Below are 15,281 nucleotides of genomic sequence, written 5' to 3' on the forward strand. Positions count from 1 at the left end.
ACAAACGTCGTATCCGGCCGTGCCGATGCACGACTCGGACGTACGCATCACTGGAACGTGAAAAGCTTCGCGCGACTCTGTCCCTTTCTCAGACGGAAAGCGGCGAAGTCGTCCCTGTTGCCGAATTGCAGATAGATATTTTCGCGTTGCACCGTGGCGAACGATTGTCCCGGCGGCAGACCGAACGAGTGACCGGGATAGATCCGAGTTGTATCGTGGATCTCACGCCGTATCCGGGCAAGGCTTTCGAACATCCTGTGGGCGCCATCCAGGTCCGGGCAAATGCCACACCCTTCGGCGAACAGGACGTCGCCGGTAAATAGATCGTCGCCGATGCGGTAGCACATGCACCCGGGTGTATGCCCCGGAGTGAGCATCGGCCTGATCGTCATACCCCCGATCACAAACGGCGTTTCGTCGATGGGAACGAGTCGGGGGGCATGAAAACCGGACCAGGCGATTTCCTGGCGGGACATCCAGAGCGGGCAACCGAAGTGTTCGCCCAGCGTTGCGGCCAGGTCGACATGGTCCGGGTGCGAATGCGTGAGTAGGATTCCCTTGACATGCGCTCCAACATCGGCCACCGCGCGAAGAACAACGTGTGGTTCCCACGACGGATCGACGAGAAGAGCGGAACGCGTCGCGATATCGACCACGACATAGTTGTAATTGGCGATCGTTCCCCGTGTCGTCCTGACGATCACTACGCGTGTGCGCGCTGCCGTGGCCGATGCCACGACGGCGCAGGTCGAGTCTCCGCTCACTTCCATCCCCCTTCGCCACGCCCGTGGCGTAGCGAGATTCCCTCGCACCGGCTTACCCCCCTGCCGGCGACCTGCCCTGCCGTCCCGTAGGATCGGCGATGACGAACGCACGAAGTAGAATCAATTCGACTCGAATCGTCAATACGAAAATTGGGCAGTACGATCCTGGCTAGCATCGGGTCAGCACGCCAGTTCGACATCGTAGGTCTCGATCCAGTCCGCGACCGATAGCACCCGCTCCAGGTCGGCACGCTGGTAATGCAGCGAACGATCGGCATCTATCGGCCTTTCCACAAGCCGACGGAAGGTCCGTTCGTCGAAAAGGCCGCGTGCGGGATGTGCCACGTTGTCCAGCAGCGCCGATACCTTCGCCCGAAGCGCTCGTTCGTAGGCCGGATCCTGGGTGGACGGATAGGGGCTCTTGACGCGGTCCACGATCGACCGAGGTAGGCGATGCTGCACTGCGGCACGCAACACGCTTTTTTCCCGGCCATCGAAGGCCTTCATGTCCCAGGGAATATTGAAGACATAGTCCACCAGCGCCCTGTCGCAAAACGGTACGCGTACTTCGAGGCCGACAGCCATGCTCATGCGGTCCTTGCGATCGAGCATGAACTGGAGGAAGCGTGTCATGTGCAGATAGGCAAGTTCGCGCATGCGGGCGTCCCGCGGTGACTCGCCTTCCAGGCGAGGTACCTCGCCAAGGGCTTGCGTATAGCTGTCGGCCTGGAATTCCTTCAGGCGAAGACGTTCACGCAGTCCGTGATCCAGGATATCGCCACTATGGAACACCGAGCCCGTCATGGCGAGCCAAGGAAACATGCGCGCGTTGACGACGGCCGGATGATGGAACCAGGCGTAACCTCCGAAGATCTCGTCGGCGGACTCACCCGATAACGCGACGGTCGACTCCCGGCGAACCTCCCTGAAGAGCCGATACAGCGACGAGCACATATCGCCGGAAAGATTGAGCGGCAAATCGCTGGCCCGCATCACAACCTTGTCCAAAGATGCATCCGCCAGTTCGCTGCTTTCCAGGACGATCTCACTGTGGTTGCAGCCGACGTGGCGCACGAAATCGCGAACGAAGGGCGTATCATGCGACTTGTGCGGACCATCGTCCGCGAATCCGCCGTCCTGGCCGACGAAATCGACCGAAAACGTACGCATCGGCTGCCCTTGCGGCGCGGTCGCCTCGTGAGCGATCGCCGTGATGGCGGAGGAATCCAGTCCTCCGGAAAGCAGCGTACACAACGGGACGTCGCTCACGATCTGCCCACGGACAGACGTCTCCAGCAACTCGCCGACGCATTCCACCGTACGTTGCAGGTCGTCGTCATGCGGACGGGCCGAGAGCTTCCAGAAGTGACGCGAACGCATGCCCGTACGTTCGAAACGAAGCATCTCGCCTGGCTTTACCTCGCGTATGTCCGCGTAAGGTGTAGCCCCCGGGGTACGCGCAAGCACGAATACCTGGCGCAAACCATCCTCGTCGGTGCGTGCGCGCACGTCGGGATGCGCGAGGATCGCCTTCGGTTCCGAACCGAACACCACGCCGTTACCCAGCCGCTGGTAATAAAGCGGCTTGACGCCAAGAAAGTCCCGGGCTAGCAGGAATTGCTGGCGACCCGCGTCCCACAGAGCGAAGGCGAACATACCCTCCAGGCGCTCGAGCACTCCTTCCTGCCATTGCAGGTAGCCCTTGAGAACCACCTCGGTATCGCAACGCGTACTGAAACGATGGCCATGCGCTTCCAGTTCCGCCCGCAGTGCGGCGAAGTTGTAGATCTCCCCGTTGTAGCTGAGCGCCACGACGTTCGCGCCCCCATCCTGGTGAACCATGGGCTGCGCGCCGCCCGCGATATCGATCACGGCGAGTCGTCGATGGCCCAGCCCGACATGCTCATCCAGCCAAATACCCTGCCCGTCCGGCCCGCGGGCGGCAAGGGTCTGCGTCATCCGTTCGACGATGGCGCGCCGTTCCCTGATGTCATGATCGAAGTCAAGCCAACCCGCGATTCCGCACATCCTGCGTCTCCTCTTCCTGGCGATGGTGATGTCTTGTCGCGGCACCTCGTGCCGGCGTCGGACGGGATATATTCAATTCGATACCGCGAATCACCGCGATCGTTTCTCCGTGATCGTCGAGCAGGATCGCATCGAGCGTCGTGCCCTGGCCGTTTCCGCTGCCGCGCTCGACAAGTACGTTGCAACGATTGGGCAGGCCCCGGTGCAGACATAGCTCGGCAATGCTCCCGATCTCGTAGTCGACGGACGGATCGTCTCGATCAAGCCACGCGAGCAGTACGTCGCTCAAGGCGGAGAAGATCGCCGGCCGCATGACGAAGCGCTCCGACGACGCGTCGTTGTCGGGCAGCGCCAATCGAGCCAGGGCATGCGCTCCGCACATCCAGAGCGCTTCGATGCCCTCGATGGACGATGTCCGGCCATGCGCCCGCAGGTGGGCGACCAAGGCCGGCAGTGAAACGTCATGGGCGCGCTTTCGCAAGCGCTGCAGATCCCTGCGTGGGCCAGCGGATGTGCTTCTGGCATCACCGGGAACGAGTCGCCCTTCCGCCAGGCATTGCGATGTTTCACCCGGTCCGGTCGTAATAGTGAACCGGATGCCGTCATCGTCGGCGGCCAGAACCGTGCGAACCAAGTGGAGATCACGCTCGAACGTCAACCTGTCGGTAAAGCGGATCTCCTTCATCATGCCGACGCGATGTTCGCCCGCCAGCGTGCCGCAGGCGACCGCTATTTCCATGAGGGCGGCCGGGGCGAGCCGGGCCTGCCCCTCGTGCGAGCAGGTGAGGCCATCGCCACCGTCGAGCCTCAACCATGAATCGAACGCCGTCTGCCGCAGGGTCGATGCGTTGTACGACACCCAGGGGTGGAGACGTTCGTCATTGCGCGCCGCCACATGTGCCTCGGGATGCGGCGTGGAGGTCGAGATCCAGTGCCGGGTGGGTGCGAACGGATAGACCGGCATCCCCGGAGGCGGTGCCTCGTTTCGGCCTGTTTCGTCCGGCGCCTTCCCGGTCGGCCACGTCACGACGCTCTCACGCCACGGCTCCGCACCACCCTCCCACGCCGGCGCCGCCGGAGTCCGACCGGCTTCGCGTATCACGACGTGAACACCGGAAGGTCGATCCGCCAGCCACTCGCGCAGCTGCCGCACGATGTCGTCAGTCGACCGGCCGAAGACCGCCAGGCGCGCGGCCATCGGCTCGCGGCGCCGCAGTGCGTCGCACACGGCACTGAGCGGAGACGTCGTCGCAGGTAGCCATTCCACGAAGCTCGTCGCATAGGCACGCAGGCGCATGGCATCGGCGGCGGAAAGCAGAAATGCGTGGCCATCCGGCGCGGGGGCCTCGGCCGCACGGTGGACGACAGGGGCGCTTTCGAGCACCACGCACGCATTCACGCCGCCTGCGCCGAACGCGTTCACCAGGGCTCGGCGTGGACGATCCGCCGGTGCCCACCACGGGCCCCCGGCGTGCTGCAGAACGAGCGCGTCGCTCGGGATCGCATCGCGCGCATGCAGTGTCGGAACGAAACGTCCGTGACGCATCTGCAACAACACCTTCGCCATCGACGACATGCCGGCCGCCGCTTCGAGGTGGCCGATATTGCTTTTGACGCAGCCCAAAGACGCGGGCGCGCTCCGTCCCGCCGTGCCAGCGAAAACCTGGTCGAGCGCACGCAATTCGATGTCGTCCCCCAGAGGTGTGCCGGTGCCGTGGCCTTCCACGCAGTCGATCGTGTCGGGGTGGATGTTGCCGGCCTGTAATACCCGGCGAATCAGCGCGGCCTGGGCATTGGGATTGGGAGCCGAGTAACCGTTCCCGCGCCCCGCGTGCTCGAATCCCGTCGCCGCGACGACGCCATGGATGCGGTCTCCATCGGCAATGGCATCGTCCAGGCGCTTCAGGATCAATGTGGCGACGCCTTCACCGGGAACGAAGCCTTCGTCGCCCTCGCCGAAGCTTCGCGTGGCTCCGTGCCTGGCCAGCATGCCGCGCTGGCAAAGAGACAGGTACTTCAGGGGATGGAGGTAGAGATTGACGGCTCCCGCCACCGCCACGGCGCAATCACCGCGACGCAGACTCTCGCAGGCCAGGTGAAGGCCGACCAGCGCCGACGAGCAAGCGGTGTCCACTGGCATGCTCGGCCCTCGGAAATCGAACAGATAGGAGGTTCGATTGGCGATCGACCAGGGAAGCGACGACGGGGCCTGCATCACGCCATCTCGCCTCGCGGCGTCGGCAAGCAATGCGTACGACTGTGTGGTCGTGCCGACGAAGACCCCGACGTTGGCGCCCCTGTCGCGAGGATGCTTTCGCCGGAGCGACTGGCGCGAATAGCCCGCATCTTCGAGGGCGTGCCATACCGATTGGACAAAGATCCTTTCCTGCGGATCCATGACCGCCGCCTCGTCGTGAGCGATCCGGAAGAAGTCGGCGTCGAAATGATCGATATCGTCAACGAAACCACCGTGCCGGCAGTGGATTCGTCCGCGCGCAGCGGCATCGGGCGCATCGTCGTGCCAGGCGTCGGCATCCCATCGCGATGCGGGCACCGGGCCGATCGCTTCGCGCCCTTCCGCCAGCGTTTCCCAGAATGCGTCCAGGTCGGTGCCGCCAGGGAAACGTCCATGAATGCCGACGATGGCCACCTTTCCTTGCGTGTCATCCATCGGCGGTACCGTGCGATCAGTGACGCGCTCCGCTGCGACAGCCCGCATGGAAGGCAGCCGCGCACGCCCGGAGAGATATCCGACCAGCGACCCGACCGTCTCGTGTTCGTAGAACAAGGTCTGAGGAGCGTCGTCCACGATGTCGCGCAAGCGTGCCGTCAGGCGTCCGATCGCGATGGAATCCAGGCCCAGGGCATCGAAACGGTCCAGCGCCGCTATCGACGAAGCCGGCACGCCGATTTCCTCGCCGACGAGGCCGCGCACGAGATCGAGCAGGTTATCCGCGATGGGCACGTCTTGCGGTGCGCTTACCGGGCCCGGCATCGCCGTTCCGGAACGCAGTCGCTCGAGGTCGCCGTAGAGTGGCACCACGACCGTCTCCGCACCACGCAGCGCGGCATGGAAATGCCGCAAGCCCTCGGCGGCTGGCATCGGAACAACCCCCGTACGACGACGCAGGCGCGTCGCCTGTTCGGCGTCCAACTGCATGCCGCCCTCCTCCCACAGGGGCCACGCGATACTGAAGGTCCGCCCCCGGCGACACCCAGAAAGGCGCAGACGCTCTCGATGTTCGGCGAAGCCATCGAGGAAGCGGTTACCGTAGGCGTAATCCGCTTGCCCTGGGTTACCGTTCACACCGGCGATCGATGAGAACAAGACAAAGATGTCCAGGCCACAGTCACGCGTGGCTTCATCCAGGGAAACGGTTCCGTCGACTTTCGCCCTTGCGACATCGCGGAAGGTATCGGCGTCCTTTTGAAGCATGGCTCCGTCGCGGCGCACGCCAGCCGCATGCAATACGCCATGCAGCTCGCCGAAGCTCGAACGAATCGTGCCTACGAGGGTTTCCAACGCCGACGCATCGGCGACGTCGACGCTGACGTACTCGACCGCCCCTCCTTCGGTGGCCAGTCGATCCAGCGCCCGGCGTCCTTCGTCGTCCAGGGCCGAGCGTCCCACTAGCACGATGCGCGCCTGATAGCGCCTCATCAGGTCGCCTGCGATGATCCGGCCAAGGCCTCCCAATCCTCCCGTCACCAGATACGTGCCGCCATGTCGTAGCGGGACGGGCATGGATGCCTGACCGATGCCCGGAACGACGGACAGGATCCGCTCGTACCTGGCCCAGGTTCCGCCAACCTCACCGCGGGTGAAACGGATCTCCGCTGCCCCGGGAATGGCGGCCGCCATCTCGTCCAGAGCCAGGCACGCCAGTTCGTCGGGCATCGCACCGTGAACATCGTCGACCACGATCGCAAGGACTCGCCATGCGGGTTGTTCGAGCGACAAACTATGCAGCAGGCCGATCAACGCTTCCTGCACGGGATGCCCTTCGTCAATGACGACGGCAAGACGCATGGCCTGCCCGGCTTCGAGCAATGCGCGCAGAAGAAGGAAAAGCGATAGCGCATCGTTCCTGTCGTCGGAAGCGCGCCACAGCAATCGTTCGGGAAGCGTTCCCGCCGCGACGAGACCGCCGATCAACCCACGACAGGTTTCGATGTCGGGAGTCGCGCGCGAAACACCGACGACTCGGCACTCACCGGCCCAGGCATGCGAAGACGACTCCAGGATCGCCCCGCCAACGAGAACGTCGCCACGTACGCCATGACCGGGCCTGGAGGGAGTCGCCTCCCAGCGCCGTAGAAGCCGGCCCGACGACGCCATCGTCGGGGACGCGCCGTCGCTCGCCTCCTGGGGACCAACCCAGCATCGCTGCCGCTGGAACGGGTACGTGGGCAACGATACCCGTCGACGACGGCATCCCGCGTGCAACGGCGTCCAGTCGAGAGAGATGCCCATGACCCAGAGATGGACCAAACGACCCAGGTCGTGTCGGGCCACGAGCTGGGCAACGAAGTTACGTCCCGCCTCGCCATCCACGAGGCGTTGGGCATAGATCGGCATCTGGCTCGCATGGCCGACCGTCGTTCCATCGTCGATTTGCGAAAGAAGCGCCGCCGGTGAAGCGATCTGCATGTCGGCCCAGTGACGCAGCCGGTCGACGGCCTCGCGGACCGTCGCGACCACCATGCCCAGGCGGACATCCATGGGAGTACGTCCGGCCTGGAGAGTGAACGCGATATCGCCCAGCGCCTCGTCTCCCGCATGATCCAGGTGGGCGGCGATCTTCCGGGCGAGCTGCGCCAGGGCAATGGGGTCGCGGGCCGAGAGCACGAGCGCCACGGAGCCTTCCACGGTAGAGACGGCCGCCGTGTCACGCCATTCTTCCAAGACTACGTGCGCGTTGGCTCCCCCTGCACCGAACGAACTGACGCCGGCCCGCCGTGGTGCCGTCGGTGCGCTGCGCCAGGGCTCGAGGTGGCGCTGCACACGGAAAGGCGTGTCAGCGAAGGCAATGTTGGGATTGGGTACCTCGGCATGCAACGAGGGCACCAGTTCCCCGTGGCGCATCTGTAGCAGTACCTTGGTGACCGCGGCGATACCTGCCGCCGACTCCAGGTGCCCGATATTCGATTTTACCGAACCGATGGCGCAACCTTGCGTCGACACGCCGCGCGCAGAGAACGCTTTCGCAAGCCCGGCGATCTCGATGGGATCTCCCAATGCGGTTCCCGTGCCATGCGCCTCAATGTAGGACACGGATTCGGCCGGAATGCCGGCACGCGCGAACGCGGCCTCGATCAGCTCCGCCTGCGCTACTGGATTCGGAACGGTATAGCCGCTGGTCCTGCCGCCATGGTTCAGGGCACTCGAACGCACGATACCGTAGACATGGTCGCCATCGCGGACGGCATCCTCGAGGGGTTTCATATACACGGCATCTACGCCCTCGCCAGGCACGTAACCGTCCCCCCCGGCGCCGAAACTCCGGCAACGTCCATCGGTGGCGGCGAAACGTCCCTGGCTGAGCGTGAGGTACTTGTGCGGATGTACGCTCGCGTTGACGCCACCCGCGATGGCCGCGTCGATGTTGCCGCGACGAATCTCCTCGGCAGCGAGATGGATGGCCGTAAGCGACGACGAGCACATCGTGTCGATTGCCATGCTCGGTCCGCGCAGATCGAACAGCCATGACACCCGATTGGCGATCGACGCATAGGAAGAACTGGGGACTCCCTGTCCGGCGGACAGCGCCTGCGCGCCGTATAGCTCGTAGTGACCCCACATCACGCCAACGAAGACGCCCGTCCGACTACCGGACAGCGCGGCACGCGGATATCCGGCGTCTTCCACGGCCTGCCAGGAAGTCTCCATGAAAAGCCGCTCCTGTGGATCGAGCAAGGCAGCTTCTTTCGGCGCGATGCCAAAAAACAGCGGATCGAACCGATCGATGTCGTCGAGGAATCCACCCCACTTGCTGTACGTCGCACCGGCTTTGCCCGGGGTAGGGTCGAAGTAACGCGCGTGATCCCAGCGATCCGCAGGGACCTCACCGATGCAATCGCGGCCTTCGCGAAGATTGGTCCAGAAGCCTTCCAGGTCCGCCGCCATGGGATAGCGACCGGCAAGTCCGACGATGGCGACGTCGCGCTCACGGGCGGGGATAGGTAGCCGATGCTCCTGGAAAAACGACCGTGCCTGGAAAGGCTGCGCCGCTGCCACGGCGACAGCAGGCGCTTCCCCGCCCTTCTCCGGTGTCGACGGCCATGCCTGCGGCTTGGCTTCCAGCAAGAACGCCGCCAGGCCGCGCAGCGTCCGATGCTCGTAGAAAAGAGTCTTGGACAGCGGGCCGAACGATTTCTCCAGCTCTGCCGCAAGTCTTACCGCTAGGATCGAATCCAGCCCGTAATCCTCGAACGGCGCGGCCGCATCGATGGCGGCGGCCGGCATGCTAAGCGTGGCCGCGAGCCGTTCGCGAAGAAAAGCTTCCGCAACCTCGAGCGACGAAGACCCGGGTACCGATGGAACAATCGCCACCTCGCCCCCGGCAGCAACGGCGGATGTCGGCTTCACCCCAGCGACGGCGCGGCGCAGACGTACCGTGTCACCACCCAGGATCGCCAGATGCGGCACGTCATCGGCCAGGGCGGCGTGGAACGCATCGAGTGCCTGCGCCGTAGCGAGCGGGCGCATACCGATCGTGCGCGCGAGGTGTTCAAGATGCTTCGCTTCCGGTTGCATCCCTCCCTCCGCCCAGAGCGGCCAACCTATGGATACAGTGCGTCCGTGGCGCTCCCCTGCCGCTACGCGACGCGCGCGCTGGACGGCGAAGCCGTCCATGTAACCGTTGGCCGACGCGTAGTCGGCTTGCCCGAGGTTGCCGAACGCGCCGGCCACGGAGGAGAACAATACGAAGGCGTCTAGCTGAATGTCGCGGGTCGCATCGTCGAGATGGCGGGTACCCGTCACCTTGGGGCGAAGCAGGTCCACGAACGCATCACGCGATTTCCCGATCAACGGTGCATCGCGATGCTCACCGGCAAGATGCAGAACGCCGTCGAGCCGGCCATGCGCGGTGAGGATGGCGGATACCGCCGCACGGACCGCCTCGCCATCGGCCAGGTCGAGCTGTCGGTAAGACACGCCTTCGCCCCACCCGGCCAACGCCTCATCGAACGACACGGGCCTGGCTGCCCTGCCGGTCACCACCACGCGTGCGCCGGCTGATAACAGTTCGCGTACGATGATGCGGCCGATGCCTCCCAGGCCGCCCGTCACGAGGTAGACGCCATCCCTGCGAATGGTGACGCGCCGTTCCGTCGTGACGGTATGCTCGATCCACGTCCGTCGTTCGCCGCCACCGGAGGCATCCAGACGCACGAAGGCTCCGGAAACGGCAAACGACGGCAGGCGATCGACAGCAGCCCTATCCACCCTCGCGTCGACGAGCGCGGGCGACAGCTCCGGATGTTCGATAGCCGCGGTCGCCAGGAGTGCGCCCAGTGCCGACATGCAGGCATCGTCGACGCCGCCCAGGCAGGCCATCCGCAAGGCTGTCGAACCACCGTCGTCAGCCAGGGACTGGATCTCGCGCAGCACATCGGCGAGGAAGGCCTCTTCCGTGCCTACCATCGGCGCATCCAGCCAGGTCGTGGAAGCAGTTGCCCACGTAGACGACATCTGTGCACGTTGCGTGGAGGTCGCGCCGACGATGCACCAGTGCGTCGGATCAGTCGAAACGACCTCATGGCCGGATACCGGTTCCCAGCCAGCGACGAAGGCCACCCGGCCAGCCGCAGGTGCATCCGCGGGCATGCGGCGCACGCCCAGGCTTTCCATGCGAACGCAGGTGCGCCCCTGCCGATCGACGATATCGATATCGAAACGGCGCGATCCATCCTTGTCGTCGTCGTCGGCTGCGCAGCGTACCCACGCGAACATTTCGGCCGAACAGGGTGCCGCCACGACGACGCGCTTCACTGCGAAGGGAAGCCACGCATCCGCCGTGTCGTCCAGCAACGCGATGCACGCCTGCAAAGCGCCGTCCACCAGATCGGGAGGTATCGCCTGGGCGGGAACGGTCGTCGTGGACTGAAGTCTCGCGAGTAATTCACCGCGCCCCTTGGCGATACCGCGCACCGTCTTATGCTCGGGACCATAGATAAGCCCGAGCGCGTCAAAGCGGGCATAGAATTCTGTCGTATCGAATCGTCCGGCATCCGCTCCCGCCTCGATGGCCGCGAGATCGGTGAAATCGAGCGATCCCGCGGCGAGACGGCCCCGCATGTGGGCGTGGGATCGCACGACTCCAGCGTCGACACTCGCCATATCGATACTGACGTCGCCGCGCTCGTCCAGGCGAAGCTCGACATCCACGTCCACGTCGCTGTCGACGAAGAGCGGTTCCGGCCATGCGATGTCGTGAAGCGTCACCAGCGACGCGTTTTTCAAGGCCTGTGCCGGCATAGCCCGTTCGAGAGCCGCATGCGCCATGCCGAGCCAGGCCGCGGCAGGCATCAGTGGGCGCGATATACCATCGCGCTGCAGGCGATGTCCCCTAAGGAAGGGTTCGTCGCCACGGAACGAGGAACGGAACGCCTGGCGCCCCAGGTCCGATACGTTCTCGTGCAGTAACGGATGCAATCGCGACACGCCCGATGCCGGCGTCTCCGCCGTCGGTAACGACAGCCAGTAGCGCTCCCGGGCGAACGGATAAGTCGGCAAACCCACCTTCGGCAACACACGGCCGCCATGCAGCGCCGTCCACGGAATCTCCACCCCGCGTACCCACGCCTGCGCCACGCGCTCCAGGCGTCCCGTCGTCGCCCACCGCGACACCGCTTCACGCAGCTCCGCGTCTTCCGCAAACCAGGCCACCGACTCACGGTGCTCCTGGGCCTGGCCCACGTACAGGCCCTCGCGATCCTCGCCCGCCAGGTAACCGCGCAACGCCGACACCAACTCCTCCGCGTTCGACGCCACCACCGCCAGGCGCTCGTTCATCGCCTCGCGACCCACTTGCAACGTATACGCCACCGACGCCAGCGCACCCGCGTCGCCCGACAGGTACCCCAGCAGATCCTCCGCCCGACCACGCAGCGCCGCCTCGGTGCGGCCCGACAGCACCACCACCACCGGCCCCTCCGGCAACTGCACCGCCGAGGCCTCGTAATCCTCCACCACCATGTGCGCGTTCGATCCCCCCGCACCGAACGACGACAGGCCCGCCACTCGCGGCCCTCGGCGGCCGTCCACCACCGGAGACTCCCACGCCCGTAGCGTCTGGTTCACCGTGAACGGGCCCGCGTCGAAATCAATGTGCGGGTTCAGCCGCGACGAATGCAGCGACGGCACCACCTGACGGTGGCGCATCTGCAACAGCACCTTCGTCAGTCCCGCGATGCCTGCCGCCGCCTCGCAATGGCCGATGTTCGACTTCGCCGAACCCAGCAGGCAGAACCCACGCTCCGACGTGTGTGCACCGAACGCCCGCGACAACGCCGCGATCTCGATCGGATCGCCCAGCTTCGTGCCCGTGCCATGCGCTTCCACATAGCTCACCCGCCGCGCATCCACGCCTGCCTCGGCCAGCGCCCGGTCGATCGCCGCCGCCTGCGCCTGCGGGTTGGGCACCGTGTAACCGTTCGTCCGACCGCCGTGGTTCAGCGCGCTGCCACGGATCACACCGTGGATCACGTCACCGTCCCGCTCCGCGTCCGACAGCCGCTTGAGCACTACCGCGCCCACGCCCTCGCCCGGAATATAGCCGTCGCCGCCTTCGCCAAAACTCTGGCAGTGCCCCTCGCTGGAGATGAACTGCCCCGATGACAGCGCCAGGTACTTATTCGGGTGGATCGTCACATTCACGCCACCGGCGATCGCCGTATGCGTGCGTCCCGATCGAAGGTCCTGGCACGCCAGGTGGATCGCCGTCAGCGACGAGGAGCACATCGTGTCCACCGTCATGCTCGGACCATGCAGGTCCAGCGCGAACGACACCCGATTCGCCGTGCTGGCGAAACTGCCCGCCACACCCATTCGCCGTCCGCGCACGCTCGATTCGGCCGCGAACAGCTGGTATTCGCTGTACATCATGCCCACGTACACGCCTACGTCGCCGCCGGCACCCAGCGCCGCGCGCGTGTAGCCTGCGTCTTCCATCGCCATCCAGGCGTGCTGCAGAAACAGGCGCTCCTGCGGATCGATACGCTCGGCTTCCTTCGGCGACATGCGGAAGAAAAGCGGATCGAACTCGTCCACCCCCGCGATGAAACCGCCCCACCGGCTAAAGTGCCGTCCATCGGCGGTCCGATCCTCACTGTAGTAGTCCCGCCAGTCCCAGCGATCCGCCGGCACTTCCACCACGCAATCCACGCCGTCGCGCAGGTTGTTCCAGAACGTCGCCAGATCGGGCGACTGCGGATACCGCCCGCTCAGCCCCACGATCGCGATCGGCTCGGCCTGCATGGTTGCCGTCGAGACCGCGACCGCCCTCGATAGCCGGGAAGACCGCCGTCTGGGAGCGGGCGACGACGGCATGGCGGCTTTCGAGACAATCGCTCTGTCGTCGCTCTTGAACATCGCCGCGACAACATCGGGATGCGCCTGCGCTAGATGCGTGGCCAGCGCGACCAGGTCGCGATATTCGAACAAAAGCGTCTTGGACTGTGGGCCGAACGACGCTTCGATGCGCCGGGTAAGCTTCATCGCCACAATGGAATCGACACCGTAGTCGTCCAGCGATGCGCGCGTATCGATCCTGTCCGCGCGAAGCTTGAGTACAGCAGCGAACTCGCGCCGAAGGAAGTCGCGCAACCTGGTAAGCATATCTTCGTCAGCGGCGGCGTCCCGCAGATCCTCGGAAGACGGCGATGCACCATGCGGCACGCCAAGTACCGCGCGGGACAAGCCACCGACCAAGGCAGCGTCGAGCGCGTCAATCATCGCCCCTGGGAGCATGCCCTGACGCCAGTCGAAAGAGAACGTTGTTCCATGACGATGTCCCTTCGACATGTCAGCATGCCGCCGTGAAGCGAACGCAGCCATGTCATCCACGCTGTCCGTCGTCCGGATCGTCGCGAAGAAATCCAGCTTGTGGTCTTTCGTGCCCGCATCGATAACGGACAGATCCTCGAAACCTCCGTGGCTACGATCGCTTACGACATGCAGCACACCCCGCAACGGATAAGCCTCGTCGGCGATGAACACCGGCATATGTTCGCCAACACCTTCGATCCGCAGGTAGGCAAGGCGTTCGCCATTCGCCTCCAGCGCCTCGACTACTCGCCGATTTTCCGCAGGCTGCAAGCCGGCCAGCACCACCCGAGTGTGCCGCGTGCGCCGGAGGATGGCCTGCACGATGGATTCACCCGGCTCGTCCAGCCCATGGACGATGAGATAGGTGGCATGTTCCCGCCAGGGACACGGGGATGCTTGCGGGGATGTCGGTCGGAGTATCCTGGCAACCTCGTCCTCCGCCACAAGCGGTCGCGACGAAAGGCCCCGTAGCGAGACCAGGTAACAACCATCGTCATCGAGCAAGTCGACGTTGATATGACGTATGTCGCCGTCCGTGGATCGACCGGGCCTGACCCACGCCCATGCCTCCTTCGGTACCGCCGCGAAAACCCGGACCTGTTCCACGGCAAAAGGCAGGTGGGGTTCACCCTGGTCGACGGTCAGCGCGATCGTGGCTTGCAACGCGCCATCCAGTACTCCGGGAGGCATCGACATCCCGTCGCTTTGTCCGGAGTCGTCCTGTCGGATGAGTCGGGCCAACGCTCCCTTCGCCCCCTTCCGCAAGGAGACGACGGTGCGATGGCTCGATCCGTAGTGCAGTCCCATGGTGACGAAGCGATCGTACATGGCGACAGGGTCGATGGCCGCCTGCATCTCGCCACGCAGTTCATCGATGGAGATGGCCGCGGGCCGCTCCCCACCGAACCAGGCAGCCGAGGCCTGGCAGTGGACCTGTACATCGTCGCCTTCCCCGCTCAACATATCGATGTCGAGGTTCCCATCGTCACCAGGCGATACCGTGACCAGCAGTGACCCGGCGCCATCCACGATCAGCGGCGCGATCCAAGCGGCATGGCGGATCTCGATGAAACCACCTTGTTCTTCGCGGGGCGTCGCTCGTTCGATGGCGGCGTGAATGGCTTCGAGATAGGCCGCGGCGGGCAGCACCGGAAGCGGTCGATCAGCGAACAGCACGCGATGGTCGGCAAGAAAGGGCTCATTGCCCCGCCACGCCGACCGGAACGCCTGCCTGGACAAGTCCGATACGTTCTCATGCAACAGGGGATGAAGCGGGCGACCGCCTTGGCGCCTTTCGGAAAACTGCCGGATGAGTTCGGCAGCGTCCGTCTTGGACAGACGACGCCCCTTCCACTCGGAGACCACGAACTCGACGAAACTGACCATGCCCCTTCCTTCCCCTTCGATTCCGTTGCGATGGGATCGCTCGATGCGTC

At 64.8% G+C, this 15,281-nt stretch carries 3 protein-coding genes; all 3 read right to left on the bottom strand.

The window, feature by feature from the left end:
• Positions 1-47: 47 nt before the first annotated feature.
• The 3 genes from GAK28_RS08790 to GAK28_RS08800 all read right to left on the bottom strand — a co-directional run bounded on the left by GAK28_RS08790 (position 48) and on the right by GAK28_RS08800 (position 15,231).
• Positions 48-770 carry an MBL fold metallo-hydrolase gene (locus GAK28_RS08790; RefSeq protein WP_291777285.1) on the bottom strand — a complete coding sequence of 241 codons (723 nt, stop codon included), beginning with the start codon at positions 768-770 and terminating at the stop codon, positions 48-50.
• A 174-nt stretch (positions 771-944) separates the two neighbouring features.
• Positions 945-2,792, bottom strand: coding sequence for an asparagine synthase (glutamine-hydrolyzing) (asnB, locus tag GAK28_RS08795; RefSeq protein WP_291777288.1), 1,848 nt, complete (start codon positions 2,790-2,792; stop codon positions 945-947).
• Positions 2,767-15,231 (bottom strand): SDR family NAD(P)-dependent oxidoreductase, encoded by a 12,465-nt coding sequence (locus GAK28_RS08800; RefSeq protein WP_291777291.1) that lies wholly within the window; start codon positions 15,229-15,231, stop codon positions 2,767-2,769. Before GAK28_RS08800 ends, asnB begins: the two co-directional genes overlap by 26 nt.
• Positions 15,232-15,281 lie beyond the last annotated feature (50 nt).

Origin of the sequence: Luteibacter sp., assembly GCF_009912395.1 — a bacterium.
Lineage (GTDB): Bacteria > Pseudomonadota > Gammaproteobacteria > Xanthomonadales > Rhodanobacteraceae > Luteibacter.